Genomic DNA, 24,482 nt, shown 5'->3' with positions numbered 1-24,482 from the left:
ATCAATTAAAAAATATTTATTATGGCAGACGATGGTTCTACACAATCAGCGGCCACCTGGCCCTTAGTTAAATTTTCATTTCAGGTAAAATGGGATGATGCCGAACTAATTTTTCAGGAGGTAACAGGTTTATCATCAGAGACACAGGTGATAGAATACCGCGGCGGTAGCAGTAAAGTATACTCTACAGTAAAAATGCCGGGAATACAAAAATTTGGAAATGTAACCTTAAAGAAAGGTATGTTTCTGGGCGATAAAGCCTTATGGGATAAATACAATCTTATCACCATGAATACGTATAAAAGAGCTACGATAACAATAAGTCTGCTTGACGAAAAAAACGACGTCGCGATGAGCTGGACGCTTGCGAATGCATTTCCTGTAAAAATCACGGTTTCTGATATGAAATCGGATGGAAATGAAGTAGCAGTTGAATCTATAGAACTGGCACACGAGGGATTAAAGATCGTTAAGTAATTTTTAGTTAAATGGCTTACGTTGCTAAAACTCCACCCTATTTTCCCGCAGCATTTTCTTTTAAAGTAAATGTTGTGGGAATTACTGGTATTTATGAAGGAAGCTTTCAGGAAGTAACCGGAATTAGTGCCAAAGTAGGTGTCGATCCCATAAAAGAAGGCGGTGAGAACCGATTCGAACATCGTTTACCCAATCCTGTTAAATACGAAAATCTGGTATTGAAAAGAGGAATGGTACTCAACTCGGCTTTGATATTGTGGGCAAAAAGTGCTATAGAATATTTCAATTTTGTAACGAGCACCGTGATTGTAAATTTACTCGACGAAACCGGAGCTCCAGTTGCTTCCTGGTCGTTTAATGCTGCTTATCCCGTTGCCCTGAAAGTATCGGACTTAAAAGCACAGGACAATGCTATTGTTATTGAAACTTTAGAATTGTCGTACAGCTACTTTACAAGGATTTTTTAATTATTTAAAATTAAAGGTTATGCCAATTGAAATTCGGGAACTGGTTATAAAAGTCAATATTGTAGAAGACAATAAACCTGCTAACGGTTTAGAAAATCAAAACCTGACCGATTTAAAAAGACAGATTATAAAGGAATGCACAGAAAGAGTGATCGCTAAACTAGAAAGAAAATCCGAAAGATAAGATGGCGTTACTAAAGTTAAAAATTGAAGCTTTTTCGGATCCCGAATGCACAACTGCTGTAGGTAGCCCTATAGAAGCCATGTTTAATCCAAGTTCTTATACCCGAAGTTATACGGCAGAGTACAGCGCTCCTAAAGTAATTGGGCAAAATGACAGGACACTTATTTTTCAGGCATTAACAGGAAGTGACATGAGTCTGAAATTAGTTGCAGATGGTACAGGTGTTGTTCCGTTACCCAAAGGAGTTTTAGATGTAGACGATTATATAAAAAAGATCAAAGATCTTACCTATTCTTATAATGGTTTAAACCACAGACCTAATTATCTAACGATAGTATGGGGAAGTTTATCCATGATTTGTGTTTGTAAAGCATTGGATGTAACTTATAATTTGTTTAAAGAAGATGGTACGGCACTTCGAGCCAGCATAGAACTAAAGTTGTCTGGAACATCTGATTTTGTAACTGTAGCAAAAGAAGCCAAGAAAAGTTCGCCCGACTTAACGCATATCCGAACTGTAAAAGCAGGAGATACTTTGCCTTTAATGACTTTTAAAATCTACGGAGACAGTTCCTATTATATGGAAGTAGCCAAAATAAACAACCTTACCAGTATAAATGCCATAAAACCTGGGGATCAATTGTATTTTCCTCCTATAAAAAAATAAGAATAAATGCCTGCAAAATCACCATTAGATATTTCAGATCCTACGTTACGATTAACTATAAAAGCAGAAGGACAGCCAATAAAAGATTCCTATCCTGTAGAATATGTAAACATTACGCATGAACTAAACAGAATATCGTATGCCGAAATCAGCATTTTTGACGGAGAAGTAGATACCGCAGATTTTACTATCAGTGAAAGCACAGATTTGATACCGGGTAATACAATCGAAGTTACAGCAGGTTACGGATCTGATGCCGAAGTATCCATTTTTAAAGGTCTGATCGTAAAACATTCCATACGTATTGCTGCCGGTGAAGCATCAGCTTTGGTACTTACCTGCAAACATAAAGCGGTTACCATGTGCTACAATAGAACCGAAGCGCAATTTTCTGAAAAAACAGACAGCGGTATTATGACCAGTGTTATTGGGACGTATGGTTTGACCGCCACAGTAGACAGTACGACGCCAGTTGTGCCGGTTATGTTTCAAAAATTAGCCACAGATTGGGATTTTATTTTATCGCGTGCTGATTTTAATGGTTTTGTAACTGCATTAGATGATGATGCCGTGATCGTAGGAAAACCAAAAACGAGTGGAAGTGCCGTATTGCGTGTTGGTTTTGGGGAATCAATACTTTCGTTTGATGCTGAATTATCTGCAGAAAAGCAACCGACCTCTTTGCAGGTTAGCAGTTGGGACATTAAAACACATGCGTTAATAAATGCAACAGCTGCAGAACCAACATTGAATACGCAGGGAAATATAACCGCTACAACATTATCAACTAAACTAAGTCAAAAAGCTTTAAAACTAACATCGAATACGCCGCTTACTACTGCTGATTTACAAGTTTGGGGTGATGCCAGTTTATTAAAAATGAGATTGTCAGCCTTAAAAGGAACAGTAAGTTTTATAGGAAACGCAAGTGTAAAACCCAATACGATAATCGAGCTGGCAGGCGTTGGACAACGTTTTAACGGAAATGCTTACGTAACGATGGTAAACCATGTTCTGGAAGGTGGAAACTGGACAACCACAGTAAAATTTGGACTAGACGAAAAGTTTGCTTTCGAAAACAAAGATTTTTCCTACCCAAATGCAATAGGGCAATTACCGGCGATTAATGGTTTGCAGGTCGCAGTAGTCAAAAAAATATTTGGAGATCCCGATTCTCAATTTCGCATTTTACTGACTTTACCCAGCAACGCCGAAAATCAAGATGGGATATGGGCAAGGATGGCCAATTTTCATGCTACGAGTACAGCAGGAGCAGGTTTTTTACCGGAAGTAGGCGATGAGGTTGTCATTGGTTTTTTAGAAAATGATCCGCGTTATCCCGTAATATTAGGTTCCTTGTACAGCAGTTCAAAAGCCGCAGCTGCTACAGCCGCAGACAATAATAATTACATTAAAACCATAATTACCAAAAGTCAGCTCAAAATAAGCTTTGATGACGAAAAAAAGATACTGAAATTAGAAACACCAGGCGGAAACTACATCACGTTTAGTGACGATGCCAAATCAATAGAAATTACAGACCAGCATACCAATTCTATTACCATGGATGCCAGCGGTATTTCGATGCAAAGTTCGAAAGACATAGTGCTAAATGCAAAGGGTAAAATTTCTGCAACAGCAGTACAAAATGTAGAACTCGTAGCCAAAATGGATGTAAAAACAACAGGATTGAATATAAACAATAACGCCAGTATAGGATTTGTTGCAAAAGGTGCTGCCACGGCAGAAATATCAGCCAGCGGACAAACCACCGTAAAAGGCGCAATAGTCATGATTAACTAACTTAAAAATATAAAAATATGGGAGCTCCAGCCGCAAGAATTACAGATATGCACACCTGTCCAATGTTAACTCCGGGATTACCGCCAATTCCACATGTAGGAGGTCCAATTATAGTAGGTGCGCCAACCGTTTTAATAGGTTCTTTACCTGCTGCACGAGTAGGAGATATGCTGGTATGTGTAGGCCCGCCGGATAGTATTGTTAAAGGTTCATCGACAGTCTTAATCTGCGGAATGCCAGCGGCACGAATGGGTGATACAACAGCGCACGGAGGCTCAATTGTTTTGGGTCTGCCAACCGTTTTGATAGGAGGATAAGCAATGGAATTAAAATCATTTTTAGGAACAGGATGGAAATTTCCGCCCGCGTTTAGCAAAGAAACTAAAAATGCAATATTAGTCTCAGATGAAACGGATATTGCAGAAAGCCTTCATATTTTATTGAGTACAGATCCCGGTGAAAGATTAATGAGACCCGAGTACGGATGCAATCTCAGAAAATTTATGTTTGAGCGACATGATACGTCCTTCGTTACAGGTTTAAATAATACGATTAGCAAGGCGATTTTAAATTTTGAAGCACGTGTAGATTTTATCGATGCTAAAGTGTTAACGCGTAACGAATTAGATGGTGTTTTGCATATAGAAGTCAATTACAAAATCATTATAACCAATACAAGACACAATATCGTATTTCCTTTTTATCTCCTTGAGGGAACTAATTTATAATACTAACAAATGAGTAACGAGATATTTATGACTTCTAATCAGGGAATAAGTCAGGCACAACGCATGCTTGATACTTTAGTACCGGATTATTTCAAAATTGATTCGCGGGATCTTCCGGAATTGATTCGTTATATTCATAAAATTTCAGCTCAGTTTAATTATTATAATACACAGACAAACGAGATAGATGGTACTTGGGAGGACTTTTTATACAATGATCCTTATATCGCTACTTTGATTATTAGCAATGTAAATGTTGTAGATATTAGCAGTCAGTTTAATACCATAAGAAAAACAGTAGAGCATGATAGCCGCAGTAATTTGCTGTCAGAGCGGATAGAAAAATTAACACAGCTTATTCGTTTTTTGTTTGATGTAATAGCACAATTAACCAAATTACAAAACAGACTAAATACTTTGCCTTTGCCTAATGATATTGGAGAAGTTTTATTGAGTATTCAGCCAGCATGCGTAGAATTAGAGGACTTAAAAAGCTTCTGTGAAAAAGCATCAGAAGTATTTGTCAGTTTTAAAAATCCTGATCCATCTCCGGAATTATCGGCTGATAAAAAAAAAGATAATCCTGGATTAGTAATACTTCAGGAAACTTCCAATAAAGAAAAAATAAATGGTTCAATTCGGTATTTAAACAGTTTATTTGAATCTGTAATTGCAAAGTTTAATGATTTAGTCCGAACATCCAGATCCTACATTGAAAGGAAGGAATTATTGCAAACGCAATTTTTGCCACAAATTGGTTTGTTAATCAGTTTTTTAAACCTGTACAAATCTACTCAGTTAAAAATTAATGATTTTAACCGCAGGCATTTAGATTATTACTATAAAAATGTCTTAGAATTAAAACACAAAAAAGGACATCCGGATCATCTTAATATCATCATTGAACCCGAAATAGGCGTTAAACAATTAAAAATTACACCTTCTGACTTATTAATTACAGATATCCCAAATGAGGAACATCCTATAATTTATGAACTAAATAATGCGATCTCTATATCTGCTGCAACAATAGCAGATGTAAAAACGATTTTTGTCAGTCAGTTTGCGCAAGTGGTCTCTGACGATATAAAAATAGAGGATATATTTGAAAATCAGGTGTATCAGGCTTCTCCAAAAGTTTTTTCAGTAGCCGATTATCAAAAAAATAAAGATAGTTATACGTCATGGCCTTGTCTTGGTGAGGATCAGCAGGGAAAACTCGGCAATATGCGAACAATGGATAATGCCGATATAGGAATATTTATTACATCACCGCTTTTATATTTACCGGAAGGCGAAAGAACCATAAGTATAAAAATTAAACTGGAACGCAAAAGTTTTGAGACATTACAAGAATATTTTATTTCTTACCAAAACACTATCAATGCCAACAAATACAAATATGATATAAAAGGTGAACAAAATGCTGACGGAAAGAAAACCTTAGAAACGATTATTTACGAACTTTTTTCAACCGCTTTTATTATCACCTGCACTTCAACAAAAGGCTGGGAGGAAATAAAGAATTACTTTGTAAAATTCGATCCTTCACATGAAGGATCTCAAACCCTTGAAATTGTTTTAAAATTAAAAGCTGCTGCAGCGCCAATTGATAATTACAGTCAGGAGATTCATAAACTGGATTTTGATTCTAAATTTCCAATCGTAAGAATTGGACTTAATAATTTCAGTAAACATTTTGCCTACAGTTTTCTGCAGGATGTCATTATGAAGCGTATTACTATAAGAAGTGAGGTAAAAGGATTCCGCTCATTAATACTGCAAAACAGCATAGGTTTAGTAAGTCCTACAAATCCTTTTCAGATTTTTGGACCCCAGCCAATATTAGGTTCATTTCTCGATATAAAAAACACCAACGTTTTTAACAGATATTCAAAAGACTTCACCATCAATATTAACTGGTTAAACTTACCAAGGGAAAATGGAGGTTTTGAAACTTACTATAAAGAATACCCTCAGCCTTTTAAAAATGATATTTTTAGGGTTAGCATCAAATCATTAAAAACGCAAAACTTATATCTAAATGCAGAGAATCACCAGCAGAAAGAATTATTTACTGTTAAAAATAATGGCTTTTTAAGTGATTTTACTGTGATTGATAAACTTGATTTCAGTAAACTTGATTTTATCAATGAACCTTCTTTAACAGAATTAGACTCCGGTAATCCATTTGATGTAGACGGAACTTTAAGATTAGAATTAGCTTCTCCAAAAGATGCCTTTGGGCAGGAAGTTTTTACTAGAATTTTTCCGGAGGCAGTAATGAGTCAGGCTAAAAAAAAGTCTTTAAAACAGCCTTTACCCAATCAGCCTGTAATTCCTATTATAAAATCAATAGCAATTGATTATACGCTTGAATACTCTGAAATTCTTGACGGAGCAGCCAATAGCGAAAATTGTAAAATTCAATTAATTCACGATTATCCATTTGGCTACGATTATATTTATCCAAATAAGTATAAAAAGCATACGAAATTTATGCCCGAGTTTTTAGACTATGATAATTTATGTATTGGGTTAAAAGATGTAGAAGCCAGATCAGAGCTGAATCTCCTTTTTAAATTTGAAGATTCCAGTTTTCATTATACATTAGAAAAAACACAACTCACATGGAGCTATCTAAAATACAACACCTGGATTCCGTTTTCAGATAAGGATATTATTTTTGATACCACAAATGATTTTATGGGTTCGGGAATCATTAGAATCTTGGCACCTTCTTCGATACCATCAGGAAATACCATAATGAATTCTGATTTATTTTGGATCAAAGCAACAACAATCGATGGAATTGCGATTAAACCCAATCTGCTGGGAATTGGCTTTAACGGCGCAGTTGCCACCAGAAAATATTTACCCGAAAACTATAAAAAGAATACAGTATCTATTCCGCCTTATTCGATTAAAGGATTCGAAAAAAACATCAAAGGAGTTAGTGCAGTGTGGCAATTGTTTAGTTCTATAAACGGAACGCCTCCGGAAAGTATAGACAAGTTTTATACTCGGGTAAGCGAAAGATTACGACACAAACAGAGACCAGTTCAGAATAGAGATATTGCACAAGTTGTGTTAGAAAATTTTCCGGAAATAATGATGGTAAAATGTTTTAATACAGAAGTAGAAAATTATGAAGTGGTAGAGGGAACCAATTTGCATATAGTTTTAATTCCCAAAGAATCCAGAAACAATCACCCTTTCCAAGATGTTCCCAGAGTAAGTCTGTTAACACTTTTTGATGTAAAATCATTTCTGGACAAACTCATTTCTCCTTTTATCACTATAGAAGTTGGAAATCCTATTTACGAAAGAGTAAAAGTAGTATGCGAAGTTGTTTTAACGAATAAAGCAAAAGAAGATTCGGGAAATTATTTAAGAAAATTAATCAGAGAAATTAATAAATATATTGCTCCCTGGCTGTTTGATAAAAATGATGATGTTAAAATAGGAAACCGCATTTATAAGTCGGATTTATTGCTTTTTATCAAAACACGTCCTTACATTGAATACGTTACAGGTTTCTCACTTATTCATTTTTACAAACAAAAAGATACATCAGGCAACATTTTAATTTCTAAAATAACAGACAGTGCGATAGATGATATCAAATTCATAGAATGCTCTTCGCCAGCTTCTGTATTTGTACCCTCGGAACATCATATTTTAAAAATATCAGAAAAGCCAATTCACAACACAGCGAGGCAATTAGGAATTTCCAATTTTATAATAGGCGAAGAACTTTTAATTGAAAATGCGTTAGAAACAGATGCGCCAAATGAGAAGCCTTCGTCTGATGATTATAGCGATGAAGACGAACTTTTTAATTTTATTATTAATAGTAACACTTAAAAAAATATGGCAGAAAGCGACAAAAAAAAGTTACACGGAAGAGCTGAATTAATAGAATATTTTCGAAACGGAAGAATTCCCAATGAAACACATTTCAAATCATTAATTGATTCTGTTGTTATTCAGCACGATGACGGAATATCTAAAGATGAAGAAAATGGTTATAGCATCACCTCTTTAGGAACATCGTCTAAGTTAATTACCTTTTATCAAAACATTGATAGATCAGAACCTTTTTTCTTTGTCGAAAAAGATTTGTTGGACAAACCAAGTCTGAAATTCCGTTCAGACACTTTAAAGTCGGAAGCAACAGACGAAGAGAAATCCTTTTATTTTCATAACGATGGAAGTTTAGGAATCGGAAATAAAAGTAAAAATAGTTTTAAGCTGGACGTAAACGGTTTCACAGCATCAAAAGGAAGAACCGGAACTTACAACGAGAAAAAAGAAATTCCGGCAGATGGACAATGGCATGATATTACACCGGAACTAGACAATTGTCAGGCTTTTGAAATCGTCGCCCGTGCGGGAATAAAACACTCCGGAAAGTTTTCGATCATGCATGCCACCGCTTTAAGCGCCTTTGGAAAATCACGATCTAAGATTAGAAAAACCCGTGCTTACTACGGATCATTTTGGTCGTTTTGGAATAAACTGAATTTACGCTGGTACGGAACCACACACAGTTACAAACTGCAAATGCGCTCTGATTCAAATTTTGGTTCAGGAGCTATGATTTATTACACAATATGCAAACTCTGGGATGATGAACTTTTTGTGCCCGAAAATTGTTACTATCCTAAAAAGCAGGAAAGCTTTAACGATAAGCAAAACCAAAATAAGAGAACTTAATTACGACTGAAAATAGAATACCCAGTAAATATGATTGAACCTCGGTTTATAAATAAAGACATCGATCCTACAGCCAATTTTGAAGTTATTTTAAAACAAGCCATAGATTTAGTACAAAGACTAACAGGACACGTATGGACAGACTATAATATTCATGATCCGGGAATTACTATTTTAGAACAAGTATGTTTTGCACTAACAGACCTGCATTACAAAGCAGCTTTAAGCACCGAAGATATTTTAACTAATTCAAGAGGATTAATCAACAGAAATCAGCATGCTTTTTTCGAAAAAGAAAAAATACTTACCTGTAATCCGGTAACAGTTAACGATTTTAGAAAAATTATTCTCGACAGGATTAAGGAAGTAAATAATATCATGTTCAATCCTGTACTATCTGTGCATAGTAATCAGTACATTAAAGGATTATATAGAATTGTAGTAAGAGCAGATGAAAGCGTGACCAAAAATTTCAGTAAGGATAAAGATGCTGAAGAAAAGTTTAAAGAAAAAATTAGAAAATTAGCCATTAGAAAGCGAAGTATTTGCGAAGATGTAATGGGCGACATTGTGATCTTAAAGTGTCAGCAAATAGCAGTACATGCCAACATTAGTATCAAATACATTGCTGTACCAGAGGAAATTTTACTAAAAATTTATAATAAAATAGAAAACTTACTAAATCCTAAAATCCGATTTTACTCTAAAGAAGAACTATTGGATAAAGGTTATACTATTGAAGAAATTTACGATGGACCATTATTAAATAACGGATTCATACTCGAAAATCAGTTAAAACCTATTGCTACAGAAATAGATCCTATAGATGTTACAAATGCAATAACAAATTTAGATGGCGTTAATTATATTCAGAATCTGACAATAGAAAATGACACTGATATTGATAATTTAGAGGTACGATTTCAAACTAGTGATACAAATCAGAATAATGAAAGTTTACCTTTTAAATTAAAAAAAGATCATTTTGCTTATTTAGATAAAGCCACTTTTTTAAAACATGTAAAATTATATTCAGACGATTATCGTATTCCCATTAATGAAGAGCTGTTTTTGGATTTGTACGATCATAGAGAACCTTTAAGAACACAAATAAGAAAAGAAGGTATAAATAAAACACAGGATAGTTTCATCAAAGCCGGAACTTATAAAGATGTGGGAACCTATTATTCGATTCAGAATTATTTTCCTGCTGTTTATGGTATAGGACCAAATGGATTATCAGAATCTGAAACTAAAGAACGCAAAGCTGTAGCCAAACAGCTTAAAACGTATTTGCTTTTTTTCGAACAGATATTAGCAAACTATTCCGCTCAGTTAGCAAATTTAGGAAACCTGTATTCAACAAATTTAAGTGAGAACAATCAAAAATCTTATTTCACACAAGACCTTTATAATGTTCCTCATATCAAAGAAATAATAAAAGAATACAATCAGCATGGAGATAATCGGGATTCCTTTGTAAACGACAGAAAATGGGATGACTTTCAGAATGACGCAGATAATGCTTATATAAAAGCTTTATTAGACGCTATAGAAACACCGGAAATTTATACCGAAAGAAAAAATAAAATATTAGATCATTTACTGGCGAGGTTTAATCGTAAACTGAGCATTTATCCCGTGCTTCAGTATTTCAACAGCTACATTGGCGGCAGTAATTTAGAACGTGACAGCTTTGTCTTGAAATGGAAAGCTAATATTTTAAACAACATACTTAATATCGATCAGGGTAAAATAAAAGGATTTGATTATTCATACCACGAAAATTTAGTGTCTGGTTTTGAATATAAAATTTCTCTGTATTTAAATGTTAACCATTTACAATATCCGGATTTGAAGACATTCAAGTCTAAGGAAGAAAGTATGCTGAGACGAAGGCTGACAGAATCTTTTAATAATACAGAAAAAAAATATACTATTACCACTGCACAACCACAAAAGATAACACAACAGCAGGAAGAAATAGATATTATCGAGTTTAATGATGAAGATTTTGTTGTGGTAACCAATGCAATAGAAAATTTAGAAGCAGTTGAAAACACACAGGAAGATACCATAAATCCATCCTTTATATTTAATTCACAAACCATTTCATTACTGGAATTTGGCATTTTAACGGAAAACTATAAAATAATACCTAAAGGAAGTAAATACATCATTATATACAAATCGCCGCAAAAAGAAATAATGTCATCTCAGGAAAAATGGCAGGCAATAGGAATTTATTCTACAAAAGACAATGCAATCAAAGCCTTAGATGAGGTAATAGCATCCCTGAGAAAAATAAGTGTAGCCTCAGAAGGTTTTCATTTAGTAGAACATGTATTATTACGTCCCAAATTAGAACAGCACAATTTTGGTTTTACTTATTATGAAAGCGAAGACACCATACTTTTTAAAAATGAGGAATGGACAAGCTTTGAAGAAAGAGAAAATCGATTAAAAAAAATAAAGGAAGCCGTTAATAATTTAGGAAAAAAAACACCAGGAAAAGATTTTAATTTTGGAGTAAGATCTTTTGATAATAAGAGTTTCAGCCCCGTTAGTACAGAAGAATTCAGTAAAGAGGAATCGGTATTACATGATAGTCTGAGAAAAATGATAACCAAAATTAAAAGGATAGAAGAAACTAAAACCCATAAATATCCCAGAATGGAACTCAATGTAAAGTTACTGGGAAACAAAATCATTGAAGAAAATTTTTATAGCCTGAAAGCAACTATAGTCCTGCCTTCATGGCCGGCACGTTTTCAGGATAAAGAATTTAAAATGTTTACCGAAGATTTAATCAAAGCCATAGCACCTAGTTATTTGCATTTAAGTTTTAAGTGGTTGGGAATTTCGCGTATGCAAAAGTTCGAAGACCTTTATTTCGATTGGCTCGAAGCAATAAAAACCGAGTCAGATCCCAAGGCACGACTAGAATCCTGTGAAGTGCTAACCAATTGGTTGTTGGAAACGGATATTAAAAAGCAAAAATAAACAGCGTACTATTTTAAATGGAAAGTCAAAAACACATTATACAGCAACAAGTTGTTGAGGTTGGATTTTATGATAAATCCAGCGTTCAGGATGTGTTTGCACAATTCAGCCGACTTTTTAAAACTAAGTTAGGAGATATTACAAACACACTGTTAGACAAAACAGTAAACGCGCATAATTTTATTAGGATAGATCAGTTAGAATTAAATATTGGCACATTAACCTATCCGTTTACTGACGAAGAATTTGCCGAACTGTATGAGCAGGCATTAGAAAAAGCATTGTTTGATTACACCACATTACATTCCATAAATACCATAGAAGGCAAACCGGCAGACACGCAAAACTTTTCAGCAAGTTACCTCGAATTGCTTCGCTTCTTTTTAAATAATGGCGCATTACCGTGGTGGGCAAGTGGTGCTATATTTACCCAGCCCGATAAAACTTTTTTGAAACTGTTCGACGAAAATCCGGAACAGCTAAAACAATTACTTTTAAAAATAGGAATAGAGAAGGAGGTAAGAAAACGATTGTCTCAACAATTTAATGATGATATACTAGTAAACAGTATAAAGCTGATAGAACCTTTTCATGCAAATTTTATTGCGGGCTATTTCAATAATGTAGTTAAAATTCAGAAACACAAACAAATTATTCAGACGCAGGAAAAAGTATTTGGACAGGCATTGTGGTATTTTATTCTCACCTACTTATTAGTAGACATGGGCGGACATTTTGAACGAAAACAATTTGTGAAAAGTACACTGTTGCAAATGGCAGCTCATTTTAATGTCTCCTATCAAAGAATATTGCATTTATTGTCAGATGCGATTCAGATAAATCCTGAGATCATTCGATCAGATAAAAACTTCGCAACCTTTATAGAAGAACTAAAAGAAGAAGCCACAACAGCTTTAACAGAAAATGAAGAGGCAGATTCAGTCCTTTATTTAGAAAAAAACACACCAAAGAGTCATTTTGAAGCACTCCAATATTATTTCTTTTTTGGCTCTTTACCATTTGAATACGGTTATTACACCGCTCAAAAAATAAGCGTATTGTTGGAGGGAATCATCAAACAACAACCTGAAGATTTTATCAAAATACTCAAGAAACAGCACAACATAACACAATTTACAGAACGACTAATGCTGGTAGCACCGGAAGCAACCTTGTTTGCCATTATTAAGATAATCGAAACCACAAAATCTGATTTTGTAATTAGCTATTATCAAACCACAGTAAAAATTCAGAACAAAAAGAATCTTATCAAAACAAATGAAAAAGAGTTTAAAAAAGCGATTCTGAAATTTATTCTTTCTTTTCTCTTTACGTCACATGGAAGTTTATTTAATGCTAAAATGTTTGTAGAAAACAATATTAAAAAACTCGCACAACATTATAATATAGATTATCAAACATTATTACTGTTAATGACACAAGGTATGGCAGAAGCACAAGCCATTGTAAAAGACCAATCGCCGTTGTTTTTTATTTTTACAGAAATTCTGGGAGAAATCAGAAATACTATGAAAAGTTTATTTTCGACAGAAATGATTTCAACAGAAGAAGAATATAAAGAACAGCATAAAAAAAGAGTTAACGATGAGGTAGAAAAATATTTAGAAAAGGATTTAAAAGAAACCAAAAAGGATTACGCCTACGCGGATGATCTTTCGCTGCAAGACCTTATTTTGTATTGGTTTACACACGCTGCAATACCTTGGTGGGCAAAAGAGCAAACCAATGCCTCAATCTCAGCACTATTTGAGAAATTCGTAAAAACAAAACCTGCTCAGGCATTATTAGTAGTAAAACAAGCTTCGCATCTTGGATTTAAAAATCAAATCCTCCTTAATACTGTATCACAAGCTATCGTACAACTTTTAAAAAGGGTTCCAGAGGCTGAAAATGTTGTAAAGCTATGGAACGAGTTTCAAGAATTGACAGGATTTTCAAAGATTGGAATTTCAAGAGACAGTTTAATGGGATATGTGCTGAAATCGATATTAGAAAGTTATCATCACCAGCATTTTAATTCGTTTAGTACCCAATATTTTCATTTCCTTTTGAAAGAATACCTTCAAACAGAAGCAGGAATTTCAGAAAAAATAGTAGAAGAGTTTTTCGAAACACAGTTTAAAGCAAACAAGTTATTGCACCTTAAAAGTATACTAACAAAAGAAGATAGTGATTTACAGAATCAAAGTAAGAAATATAAATTAGCAGAAAGGAGAGATAAGAATGAGTTTTTCCTTTTAGATGATTTCGAAAATCCAGAATCATTTTCTTATGATGAATTTAAGTTGCTGACCAAATCAAAAGACATATTCAATATATCATGGAGTAATTTGGTGCATAAAGCGTATGATATTCTAGCGTATTTTTTGCTTCACAACAAATTACCCGATGAAATAAAAGTAGATGATCCTTCAATTGAAGCAAAAATCATAGAAAGATTAATAATTCTGGTTTTCGAACAAGATCAGAATCTTTTACACAACCTAATGCGTCAGGATACTACAGCATCAACAGCAAAAATGACCTTGCATACCACTTTTTCAAAAAGCACTAACCAACAAGGTAGAAATATTGCCAACCTGCTCAGCGAGTACGAAGAGAAAGATTTCTTAGTTTACATCAAACAAACCTGGGGACACAATCAGGATTTTGTAAACTTAAACGAGATGCTGCATTTTATTAAAAAGCAAAATAGTGAAAGTACCCAACAGCAAATGCACAAACAGCTATTACAATTAGCCAATACAACATTGCATTATGCGGGTATTTATAAAGGAGCAGAATTTACTACGATAATAAAAACATTAGGCAATACGATATTGCAGGAATTAATTGAAAACTATACCTATATATTGAATATAACGGTTAAGGATTCTTTTGAACGCGAAAAGCTCTTGCTGTATTTTAGAGAATTTAGTTTTTATTGGGTGGCACAAACCAATGCAGGAAATACTACTTTGTTTTTTGATCGTTTTCTTGCCTTTCTAAATCATAGAAAAAATTGGGACATAAAACGCTTTTACCAACAACTTGCTAAAGTGCCAACCGATATCAAAAAACTGAATAATAGTTCGTTGCAGGCCATTTTCTTAAAGATGCAAAAAGCTACAGAAGCTTATCTTGCCCAGCAAGCCTATAAAAATGAGATTTTGTATGATAATAAAGAGGAGGTATTAAAAAAAACTAACTTTACAGAAACTAACATTCCAACAGAAATGGCAGAAATGAAAACAGAAGGTGCGTATAATGATGAACTGCCGGCACTACAAGAAGGAGAGAAAATTTATATCGAAAATGCAGGACTGGTTTTGTTGCATCCATTTTTGAGTACTTTATTTGATCGTACCGGTTTAGTAAAAAATGGCGAATTTGTAGATGAAGAAGCCAAATCGAGAGCACCACATTTACTACAATATCTTGTGAATTTTGAAGAAGAAAGTCCGGAACATGCTTTACTGCTCAACAAAATTTTATGTGGAATAGAATATCAGGAAGCCATAACCTCAGAAGTTCAGCTTAGTGATCTCGAAAAAGAAACAGCAAATCAACTCCTTTATGTAGTCACGCAGCAATGGGAAAAATTAAAAAATACTTCGATTAACGGACTTCAGGAAAGTTTTTTGCAACGAAGTGGTTCTTTAAGTCTTTCCGATGAAGGCTGGGTTTTGGTAGTAGAAAACAAGGCCTTTGATGTATTATTGCAAACACTTCCCTGGGGATTAAGTTTTATTAAAAATTCGTGGATGACCGAACCAATATTTGTAGAATGGAGTTAGATGCCTTAAAACAAAATGCTGAAACACTTACAGCCGAATTAAATTGGCTTGCAGAGCTAATCGATGTTAGCATGAAATTATATTGGAATGAAGAGTGCGCCTATAAAAGCATTACAGAAGTACTTCCTCCTGATTTATACGATAATGATTCTCCGTACGCCGGAATTTTAAAACATTATCAAATTAGTTTTTCAGAGCGTGTCATCTTATTACTCGCTTTGGCACCACACATACAACCAAAAATATTAGACATTTTTTTGATTAAAAATGCTGCGTATGATAAAGGCTTTACAGAATTTGGCGGATTGAAAGGTCAAAATTTTGGAGGTTTTTTACCAACAGGAGAAACAGCCGTGTTTTTATTAGCACCTAATGATCTCGAAAAACGATTTATAATTTCAGCGTTCTTCTCTGACGATCATAAATTTAAAAAGTTCAATATTTTAAGTCTTGAATCCAGTCCATCTAACGAACCATTTTTAAGCGGAGCACTAACCATTTCAGCAGAGTACTTGAGCTATTTTACTAAAGGAACGTCACACCAACCTGATTTTAGTACCAGTTTCCCAGCCAAACGCATCACAACCGAAGCAATTTGGGAAGACTTGGTGATCGAAAAAACGACTTTAACCGAAGTAATGGAAATAAAAGACTGGATAGTTTACGGACCAACATTACTAAACGATTGGGGATTGCATAAAAAAATCAAGCCCGGTTACAGATCCTTGTTCTACGGTCCTCCGGGAACAGGAAAAACCATGACAGTATCATTACTAGGGAAATCAACTGGATTAGATGTCTACCGAATTGATTTATCTATGGTAGTTTCTAAATTTATTGGAGAAACAGAAAAAAACTTATCTAATATTTTTGATCAGGCAGAACATAAAAACTGGATTTTGTTTTTTGACGAAGCCGATGCTCTTTTCGGAAAACGAACCCAAACCAGTAGTTCAAACGACCGATATGCGAATCAGGAAGTATCTTATTTGCTGCAGCGTATCGAAGACTTTCCAGGAGTAGTTATTTTAGCCACCAACTTAAAAGCCAATCTTGACGAAGCCTTCAGCAGACGTTTTCAATCCATGATTAACTTTCCAATACCGAGCCCACCACAACGCAAGAAGTTATGGGAAAAAGCATTTACAGAAAAATTTGCACTTGCAGAAGATGTCAACCTCGATGAAATTGCCCAAAAATACGAATTAGCAGGTGGAGCCATTATCAACGTATTAAGATACGTATCACTAATAGCAATCAAACGCGGAGACAATACCATTACCAAAAAAGACCTGCTGCATAGCATTAGGAAGGAATTTGGTAAGGAAGGGAAGATTGTGTAGCTCTATATTACCCATACTTGTGCTCCGGTTTTTTTGATAATCCCATCACGTTTAATATCTGCGGAAAAATTTCGTTTATCTCCCATTGATTCATAAGGAATATTAATTCCCTCTATATCAATTGAATTAGTATTTGGAATTTTAGGTATTACTCCTTCTTTACTTAACCAATTTTTTAAATCGGTATTACTCTTAATGTATTCAGTATTATTGTAACGAGCATCAGGCCAAAGATTGTTAGCACTTTCGATTCTAATTTTTATTTTTTTGCGGTAAGCGTCACGCTTACTTAATTGCATGTCGGCTCCTTTAATTAGTGTATTTACGTTTCCTGTATTGTCTGAGTTAATTGTTTTTACTTCAGTAGCTTCTACTCCATCTACAGTTTCAATTCTTACGTCAGGATCAACAAAATCATTATTGGATAATATTGGAGTATGATCTTCGCTTAATAATTTAGCTTCATACATCTCAGCTTTTTTTCCATCAAAACCATCAAGCATTGTTTGCCAATAATATCTGTAACCGGCTGCTGCTTTATCTCTTGTAGAATTGTTTGGCGCACCATTTATAACATTATAAACATTTGTTCCGGCAGTATTTAAATTTGCAGATTCATTTACAAAATAAGTTTGGTTTTGTTGTCCGGCTAGCAAATCTTCGTCAGCGTTACGTTGAATGGTTTTAGATGTATTGCTGTATTGTTGAATTATTGTATTGTTATTGTCAATTTCTTTTAATTGTATTTGCGAAGTACTTTGTTGCATGGCTTTTTCTCCCATAACATCAGCCTCATTTTCTAATCCCGCATCATCATTTACATTAATATTGCCTTTCATTTGCATTGTAGGTTGAACGCGACCTTGCTTTTGTTGGACTACATGCCAGGCTTCGTGAGGTAAATGTTTTTCTTGTCCCGACGCAACATGAATGTCAGTTCCCTGAGCATAAGCATGCGCTTGTATTTGAGCAGGTTTAGCAGAATTGTAATGTACTTTTACATCGTCCATAGCAAAACCAGAAAGATTTTCGATTCCGGATTTTAAATTATCTGGAAGTCCGGTATTATTGGCTTTTTTTTGAATTGGCAGCGCAAATTTACCTTGAACAGCCTCTTCCTCTTCAATACCTTTTCTCTGTATTGGAGCAGCTTTCATTTGTAGTTCTTCTTCTTCAGCACCTTTTTTTTGCACAGGATCAACCTTCATTTGCAATTCTTCTTCAACACCTTTCTTCTGTATCGGAAAAGCAAAATAAGAATTGGCGATTGCTCTTAACTGTAAAGCTTGTTTTACCTGCACACTATTATTCGCTATTTCCTGCAATTGCATTTGTGCGACATTAGCAGGATAATAAGAAACTTTATGATGACTCTTTTTTTGAGTAACAGCAGCTGTCTTTATATTTTTATTTTCCTGTAATTGGTTTGCGTACGAATTCATGATTTAAAGTTAAAAGTTCAACAAGTACTTTAGCGTATAGGAATCGGAATAAAAATAACAGGCTTGTATTGAATATGAGTTAATTCTTTCAAATGTAACACTTTAAAATTAATTCTGATAGGTTTGAGACGATTTTTGATTCTATTGTGTTCTGATTTTGAATGTTTTACTTAATAGATAATAGATTTCAAATAAATTACAAATAGAGAATGCATTCAACACTTCGTTTAAAATTCCGTAGGAATGACCTATTTTGTAGCAACGGATTTTAATCCGTTGATTATAAAGCCACCGAAACTAAAAGTTCCATAGGAACGACCGATATAATACGTTAGTTTAGAAAAAGAAACACAACATTTAATCGCTGAATAGATTAAATAACAAGTGCTTCTAACATTATTCCTAATATTAGAAGCACTTGCTTTTCCTAACTCAAAAGTTTATTTCATAATGTAGGAAGTATGAGTTGCTTCAGAAAGTCTGAAATAGCCCAACGCAAAATCATTAGAATCTGTTGTATTAACAATATTTCCTCTAATATTTCCAGGCGGAATAGCAAACGGATTCCAACCCGATGCTTGAAAAATCAAAGTCATATAATTGAAAAAGCTTTTAGAAATGCCACGATGTATGATTTCGATGTTTTTACCGGATTTTAAATCTTCATCAGAAAATGTAGTTTTGATTTCATTACCATTAAAAAATTCATCACTTGTCATAGAATAAGAGGGAAAGAGCAAAAAGTCAGTTCTAAACTCCGTTAGATAATAATTGGTTTCGTCGGCCGGATCATCGTAATAGACGTCTAATTCAAGTAAATCAATCCCATCGGAATCCGTAACATACTTTTGATCTATTTTGGTAATCGGTACAACCGGAGCTAATTTTTCGGTAGCCGTAAAACTTTTTCCTTCTGCTTCTATATATAAGGTATAATTCATATTCAGTTCAGGAATAAAGTTAGTACACACATACGAACCAGGTTCAGATTCTGTAAAGGTAAAAGAGATACCAGTACTATTTTCTATGTATACTTTTGCTCCTGTCACTTTTGGTGTTGTGGCATCATAATAAGAAGCCATTTTACTGATTTTTATAATTTGTTCATTTCCGCTGGTGCCTTTGTTCCAGAGAATTTCAGCATCAACAATTAATTTAGATGGAGCAGCTTCTAAATCAAGATGTACAACCTCTTCACAAGAAGTTAAAAACAAGGTTGAAAAAATAGTGAATACCAGTGCAATCTTATTTTTAAAATTATTTTCGTTCTGTATTTTCATTACTTAAAATTTAAAATTATAAGAAACTCCAGGTACTAATCCATATATAGATAGTTTTTTAGTTTCGTTGATTCCAGTATCATCATTACTTGAAAAAGTCATAGAGGCGGCATTGTGTCTGTTATACAAATTGTAGATACTAAATACCCAATAGCTTTGCCATCCCTTAGTTTTATCAGGTTTTGGCGTATAAGTAGCCGCTAAATCCAGATGATGGTAGAGAGGAAGCCTGTTCTGATTTCTTAATGTGTAGTTAGATACCTTAAGACCTGCAAATTCATAATAACCATTTGCATACGTTGTGGGACGACCGGATTGGAATGAAAAATTAGTATTAAGAGACCATTTTGAACTCAAGTTGTAACTGCTAACAACACTTAGATTATGCAATTTATCATGACCGGATAAATACCAGTTACCTTCTGCAATACCAGGTTCTTCAGCAGTTCGTCCCGGAGTTTTTTGTTCCGCTCGTGATAAAGTATAGGAAACCCAACCTGTAAAACGACCCGTATTTTTTCTAAAGAAAAATTCAGCGCCATACGATCTCGCTTTTCCGTTTAGAATTACCTGTTCAATATTATTGTTCCCTAAAATTCCCGCTCCGTCTATATAATCAATTCGATTTTTATTCTTTTTGTAAAACAGCTCAGTCTCGAAAGAATAATCACCATCACTGAAATTTTTAAAATATCCAGTTGTAAATTGATCCAATAGTTGTGGTTTGGTAAAAGGTCCGCTTGGAGTCCAGATATTCATAGGCAATGCCAGTTGAGAATTAGACAACATGTGAATGTATTGTGCCATCCTGTTGTAGCTTATTTTCACAGCTGTATTTTTGTCAAGTGTATAGGATAATGCCGCTCGTGGTTCGAAGTTTTTAAACGTATTTATAATTTCTCCACTTTTGTACTGAATACTTCCTGTTGGATTACCTTCCTGATAAATGTTATAAAGTGGATTATAGACAACTGCCTGTCCATTTTCGTAAGTGTTAATTTTTTCAGCTCCTAAGCGATAAAACATACTATATCGAAGTCCATACCGAAGATTTAATTTTTCAGTTATCTGATGCTCAAGGTCAAGATATATAGAAGACTCAAAAGCATATTTTTTATCAAGTTGTTTATAATTAATCTGTGATTCAGAATCCGTTGGCTGTATCGTTCCCGGATTAAAATTATAGTAAATACCTTCAAACCCGTAATTCAGCTTCAGTTTTTCTGAAACAGTTTGATTCCAATTATATTTTAAGCCGTATGTCTTAACGTTGTTTTCCCAAGTATAACTTTCAGTCGGTACACCAAAGTCAAACTTATATTCGCTGTAAAAAGCAGATAAATTTGTATTTAGATTATCAGAAAAAGTATGCTTCCAGCTTAAATTACCCATTGTGTTACCAAATGTGGTGACGAACTCTTTTTTGAAATCTAGAATATCATTACCTAAATATCCGGAGAAGGTTAACGTATTATTGGTCCCAAGTCTATAATTAAGTTTCGAATTAAGATCATAAAACCGAATCACATTGTTGTTTTTGTCAAGCTTTAAAAATAAGTGACCATAAGAAGCGCGTCCTGCAAGGATAAAAGAACCCTTGTCCTTTTTTATAGGACCTTGCACCAAAAGACGACTCGATATTAAACCTATTCCACCATTGACATGGTATTTCTCAAAATCACCCGTTTGCTGATTTACATCTAAAACAGAAGAAACCCTTCCTCCAAATTTTGATGGAATCCCACCTTTATACAAATCTAAACTGTTAACGATATCGGCATTAAAAACAGAAAACAACCCAAACATGTGAGAATCACCATAAACAGGAGCTCCATCCAAAAGAATCAGGTTTTGATCATTCGCACCTCCACGAACATTAAATCCAGAAGATAATTCACCACTATTGGTAACTCCGGGCAATGTTAGTATAGATTTTAACGGATCAGCTTCACCCATAACAACCGGAATCTTCTTTATTTCTTCCATGGAGAGTCTGTTAATACTCATTTGAGTACTTCTAACATCAATGGCTTTAGAACCTTTTACGACCACCTGATCTAATTCGTGACTGTTAGCCTCCATAGTAAAATCAAGAGAAGTAGCATCAGAAATCGTAATTTGTCTTTCGGAATTTTTAAAACCAATGTAACTAATTATAATAGTATAGGTGCCATCCTCCAATGTTGTTAGGAACATTCCCTTTGAATTAGTCATAATACTAGTTTCAGTTTCCTTAATCAAAACAGTAGCGCCGGCAATAGGTTGATTATTGCTAGTTAAAACATGACCGGTTAATTTGCTCTTTTTTGTTTTAGCAGAAGTTGTCGGAACACTTTGAGAGAACATGCACAAGCTGAATAAATAAAAGCAAGTGGCAATCTTGTACTTTTTAAAATTTTTAGATGCGGTGACTCTCCCTTTATGAGGAAATAAAAAGCGATCGCTCTTGATTTGCGTATCTACAATCCATAGTGGCAACAATACTGCACGAGATAAGATTTTAGTCATATAAGTTATTTGAATTATTTAATGCCAAAATTCAGTGAAGTGGAATTAAATAAGGTTTCAAAAACTTAAAATTGTACAAATCCGTACCTATTTATTTGCATTTCGGTACTCATTTGGTGTCTGACCCGTAATTTTCTTGAAAGCATTATAAAAAGTAGTTTTAGAAGTAAAGCCGGATTCTAATCCCATAGTTAAGAGATTATAATTTTCGAAGTCAGCATTTAAGATCATTTTCTGAACAGCCTTTACCCGATACGAATTAATATAGTTGGCAAAATTATCTCCCGTTACTATGTTTACAATCTGAGAAACATAACCAGGACTAATCCCTAACTGTTCCGCAACCCTTTCTCGGCTTAATGTACTATCCGTATAGATATGATGTTCCTTGCAGAGAGCCTCTAATTTTTGAAAATACAGATTATCCGCAGTAATAGATTCCTTAATTTCCTCTCTTATACTACTATCAGGAATTGATACATTGTCAAAAGAAACCGCTAATTCCTGATTTAAGAAACTATAGATTGCTGCTTTGTTCTTAGCAAGTTTGTATTTATAGATTCCAATATAAGCACTCCAGTGAATTAATAATGTTCCAAACAGCGCTAACGATCTCATGAGAGATGAAATATCATAAGAGAAAAACAGACCGGCAATTACAGCAATAACCCAAGAGAACAGCAATACAGCTATAATTAACCATAAACTGATGAGCCACCTTTTTTCCTGTTTATCCGCAGCATGCTTTATAAAACTGTAAGCGTAGAGTATTATAGAAGGAATAAAGGTTAGTGCTAGAAAAAGTTCAACCTGACTTAGTACATCAATTATTTGTAAACCTAAAGAAGGTATCTTGTAAAAACCAGCGATAGTATCACAGTCAGATACAATATTAAGGACAACCGAATATCCAAATGGAATAAAGAGCAAGAGTACCTTCTTATTATATTGGAGAGCATGATCCGTCTTTTTAATAATAAAGAGAAAGATAAAAACAGGTAAAATAAATGCCCACTCCACATCATCTAGAAAATGAAGGAACGGCATAGATTCGTAAGCACCTTCCATTTCCAGAACAAGATTCAGTAAAAGTATAGAAAGTGTAAATATCGCATAAGCCAAATATTTATTTGCAGCGCTGGAGAATAAAGGAGACCTAAGAATAATTAAGCCTAAAATTAGTCCTTGGAAAATAGCGATATTTAAAAGAGTGATATAAATCAAGATTAGTAGTAAAGATTGGTTTAAAGATTTCGATTTCGGGAACGAAGTTATATTAAGGAAGAAAAATTCCTAATGCTATTAAGAAATGATTAACGAAAATGATGTTTCATATATTAAGAACAAACAACCTGCAAGGTTTTCAAAACCTTGTAGGTTTAAGTAAGACAGTAAATCAAGTATTATATAAAGGAGCAATTTACCTAAACCTGTTAGATTTAATGTATATAATAAGAAAGAAGTATATTTTTCAGGAGCTATTTCCCGCTGTCCGCTACAAATGAAGTTCACTGAACTCCGACTAAAATAAAAGCTAGGTGAAGTAATCTTTAGCTTTTTAAAGAAAAAAGCCAAAGGATTTCCACTCCCATCGGGGCTAGGGCAGCAGTGTAGCAAAGAACAACAATAAAAAACAACACAAAAAAAGAAAAACCTTCGCGCCTTAGCGCCTTTGCGTGAAAGAAAAAAACAAATTATAAGGAATAAAACCTGCGAAGTCCATAAAACGGCAAGTTTTAAGCCCCCAAAAATTGCGAAAACAGAAATGACTCCCTCAAAAATCCTACAATTACNNAAGAAAAAGTTTTAAAAAAGATGTAAATTATGTAACAAAAAGTATTGTAAATGTAAATAAAGGGTGTAGTTTTGCACCCGCAATAAGGACAAACGTTCACTGAAATACTGACAAGCAACTAAATCTAAGTTGAAAATTTATTTTCAAAAAAAGATTTAAAAAAGCTTGTGAGATTTGAAAACAGATGTTACATTTGCACCCCGCAAACGAGTTCACCGAACACTTTTTTAATTAAGAGTTAAGTGAGGTAAAACACGGAAAGTTCATTG

At 34.2% G+C, this 24,482-nt stretch carries 16 protein-coding genes; 12 read left to right on the top strand and 4 right to left on the bottom strand.

Annotated elements, in window-relative coordinates; all coding sequences use genetic code 11:
- Positions 1–21: 21 nt before the first annotated feature.
- The 12 genes from B0A66_RS01950 to B0A66_RS01900 are packed head-to-tail and all read left to right on the top strand — an operon-like array spanning position 22 to position 17,188.
- A complete protein-coding gene (locus B0A66_RS01950; RefSeq protein WP_089048168.1) occupies positions 22–477 on the top strand; it encodes a phage tail protein in 456 nt (151 codons plus the stop codon).
- 11 nt (positions 478–488) lie between these two features.
- Positions 489–944, top strand: coding sequence for a phage tail protein (locus tag B0A66_RS01945; RefSeq protein ID WP_089048167.1), 456 nt, complete (start codon positions 489–491; stop codon positions 942–944).
- A 19-nt stretch (positions 945–963) separates the two neighbouring features.
- Complete coding sequence (locus B0A66_RS22785; protein WP_165766569.1) at positions 964–1,128, top strand: DUF5908 family protein; 165 nt, start codon at positions 964–966, stop codon at positions 1,126–1,128.
- A gap of 1 nt (position 1,129) precedes the next feature.
- Positions 1,130–1,795, top strand: a complete 666-nt coding sequence (locus B0A66_RS01940) for a CIS tube protein (RefSeq protein ID WP_089048166.1) — start codon at positions 1,130–1,132, stop codon at positions 1,793–1,795.
- Positions 1,796–1,801: 6 nt separating this feature from the next.
- Positions 1,802–3,598 (top strand): type VI secretion system tip protein VgrG, encoded by a 1,797-nt coding sequence (gene vgrG, locus B0A66_RS01935; RefSeq protein WP_089048165.1) that lies wholly within the window; start codon positions 1,802–1,804, stop codon positions 3,596–3,598.
- A 17-nt stretch (positions 3,599–3,615) separates the two neighbouring features.
- Positions 3,616–3,915 carry a PAAR domain-containing protein gene (locus tag B0A66_RS01930; protein ID WP_089048164.1) on the top strand — a complete coding sequence of 100 codons (300 nt, stop codon included), beginning with the start codon at positions 3,616–3,618 and terminating at the stop codon, positions 3,913–3,915.
- Positions 3,916–3,918: 3 nt separating this feature from the next.
- Positions 3,919–4,326, top strand: a complete 408-nt coding sequence (locus B0A66_RS01925) for a GPW/gp25 family protein (RefSeq protein ID WP_089048163.1) — start codon at positions 3,919–3,921, stop codon at positions 4,324–4,326.
- Positions 4,327–4,335: 9 nt separating this feature from the next.
- Positions 4,336–8,193: a hypothetical protein gene (locus tag B0A66_RS01920; RefSeq protein WP_123868192.1), complete on the top strand. Its 3,858-nt coding sequence runs from the start codon at positions 4,336–4,338 to the stop codon at positions 8,191–8,193.
- Between the two features lie 6 nt (positions 8,194–8,199).
- Positions 8,200–9,045 (top strand): hypothetical protein, encoded by an 846-nt coding sequence (locus tag B0A66_RS01915; RefSeq protein ID WP_089048161.1) that lies wholly within the window; start codon positions 8,200–8,202, stop codon positions 9,043–9,045.
- A 30-nt stretch (positions 9,046–9,075) separates the two neighbouring features.
- Positions 9,076–12,048 carry a hypothetical protein gene (locus tag B0A66_RS01910; RefSeq protein WP_089048160.1) on the top strand — a complete coding sequence of 991 codons (2,973 nt, stop codon included), beginning with the start codon at positions 9,076–9,078 and terminating at the stop codon, positions 12,046–12,048.
- Between the two features lie 17 nt (positions 12,049–12,065).
- The gene (locus B0A66_RS01905) at positions 12,066–15,845 is read left to right on the top strand and encodes a contractile injection system tape measure protein (RefSeq protein WP_089048159.1); all 3,780 of its coding nucleotides are present in this window, start codon (positions 12,066–12,068) and stop codon (positions 15,843–15,845) included.
- Complete coding sequence (locus B0A66_RS01900; RefSeq protein ID WP_089048158.1) at positions 15,836–17,188, top strand: ATP-binding protein; 1,353 nt, start codon at positions 15,836–15,838, stop codon at positions 17,186–17,188. Before B0A66_RS01905 ends, B0A66_RS01900 begins: the two co-directional genes overlap by 10 nt.
- Positions 17,189–17,190: 2 nt before the next feature.
- On the opposite strand, the gene B0A66_RS01895 is transcribed toward B0A66_RS01900, so the two are convergent.
- The 4 genes from B0A66_RS01895 to B0A66_RS01880 form a co-directional block, all read right to left on the bottom strand.
- On the bottom strand, positions 17,191–18,630 hold the full coding sequence (locus B0A66_RS01895; protein ID WP_208862563.1) for an eCIS core domain-containing protein: 1,440 nt from the start codon (positions 18,628–18,630) through the stop codon (positions 17,191–17,193).
- Between the two features lie 440 nt (positions 18,631–19,070).
- Positions 19,071–19,910: a DUF4249 domain-containing protein gene (locus tag B0A66_RS01890; protein WP_089048157.1), complete on the bottom strand. Its 840-nt coding sequence runs from the start codon at positions 19,908–19,910 to the stop codon at positions 19,071–19,073.
- Between the two features lie 3 nt (positions 19,911–19,913).
- A complete protein-coding gene (locus tag B0A66_RS01885; RefSeq protein ID WP_244283374.1) occupies positions 19,914–22,256 on the bottom strand; it encodes a TonB-dependent receptor in 2,343 nt (780 codons plus the stop codon).
- Between the two features lie 249 nt (positions 22,257–22,505).
- Positions 22,506–23,642 carry a helix-turn-helix domain-containing protein gene (locus B0A66_RS01880; protein ID WP_089048155.1) on the bottom strand — a complete coding sequence of 379 codons (1,137 nt, stop codon included), beginning with the start codon at positions 23,640–23,642 and terminating at the stop codon, positions 22,506–22,508.
- Positions 23,643–24,482 lie beyond the last annotated feature (840 nt).

The organism is Flavobacterium hercynium, from assembly GCF_002217285.1.
GTDB classification, from domain to species: domain Bacteria; phylum Bacteroidota; class Bacteroidia; order Flavobacteriales; family Flavobacteriaceae; genus Flavobacterium; species Flavobacterium hercynium.
The sequence above is the reverse complement of the archived record's forward strand: the minus strand, read 5'-3'. Positions and strand labels throughout refer to the sequence as shown.

What these genes read in the sequence shown, in the direction of transcription:
- B0A66_RS01950 (WP_089048168.1), top strand. Translation starts at nt 22, where the DNA reads ATGGCAGACGATGGTTCTACACAATCAGCGGCCACCTGGCCCTTAGTT.
- B0A66_RS01945 (WP_089048167.1), top strand. Translation starts at nt 489, where the DNA reads ATGGCTTACGTTGCTAAAACTCCACCCTATTTTCCCGCAGCATTTTCT.
- B0A66_RS22785 (WP_165766569.1), top strand. Translation starts at nt 964, where the DNA reads ATGCCAATTGAAATTCGGGAACTGGTTATAAAAGTCAATATTGTAGAA.
- B0A66_RS01940 (WP_089048166.1), top strand. Translation starts at nt 1,130, where the DNA reads ATGGCGTTACTAAAGTTAAAAATTGAAGCTTTTTCGGATCCCGAATGC.
- vgrG (WP_089048165.1), top strand. Translation starts at nt 1,802, where the DNA reads ATGCCTGCAAAATCACCATTAGATATTTCAGATCCTACGTTACGATTA.
- B0A66_RS01930 (WP_089048164.1), top strand. Translation starts at nt 3,616, where the DNA reads ATGGGAGCTCCAGCCGCAAGAATTACAGATATGCACACCTGTCCAATG.
- B0A66_RS01925 (WP_089048163.1), top strand. Translation starts at nt 3,919, where the DNA reads ATGGAATTAAAATCATTTTTAGGAACAGGATGGAAATTTCCGCCCGCG.
- B0A66_RS01920 (WP_123868192.1), top strand. Translation starts at nt 4,336, where the DNA reads ATGAGTAACGAGATATTTATGACTTCTAATCAGGGAATAAGTCAGGCA.
- B0A66_RS01915 (WP_089048161.1), top strand. Translation starts at nt 8,200, where the DNA reads ATGGCAGAAAGCGACAAAAAAAAGTTACACGGAAGAGCTGAATTAATA.
- B0A66_RS01910 (WP_089048160.1), top strand. Translation starts at nt 9,076, where the DNA reads ATGATTGAACCTCGGTTTATAAATAAAGACATCGATCCTACAGCCAAT.
- B0A66_RS01905 (WP_089048159.1), top strand. Translation starts at nt 12,066, where the DNA reads ATGGAAAGTCAAAAACACATTATACAGCAACAAGTTGTTGAGGTTGGA.
- B0A66_RS01900 (WP_089048158.1), top strand. Translation starts at nt 15,836, where the DNA reads ATGGAGTTAGATGCCTTAAAACAAAATGCTGAAACACTTACAGCCGAA.
- B0A66_RS01895 (WP_208862563.1), bottom strand. Translation starts at nt 18,630, where the DNA reads ATGAATTCGTACGCAAACCAATTACAGGAAAATAAAAATATAAAGACA.
- B0A66_RS01890 (WP_089048157.1), bottom strand. Translation starts at nt 19,910, where the DNA reads ATGAAAATACAGAACGAAAATAATTTTAAAAATAAGATTGCACTGGTA.
- B0A66_RS01885 (WP_244283374.1), bottom strand. Translation starts at nt 22,256, where the DNA reads ATGTTCTCTCAAAGTGTTCCGACAACTTCTGCTAAAACAAAAAAGAGC.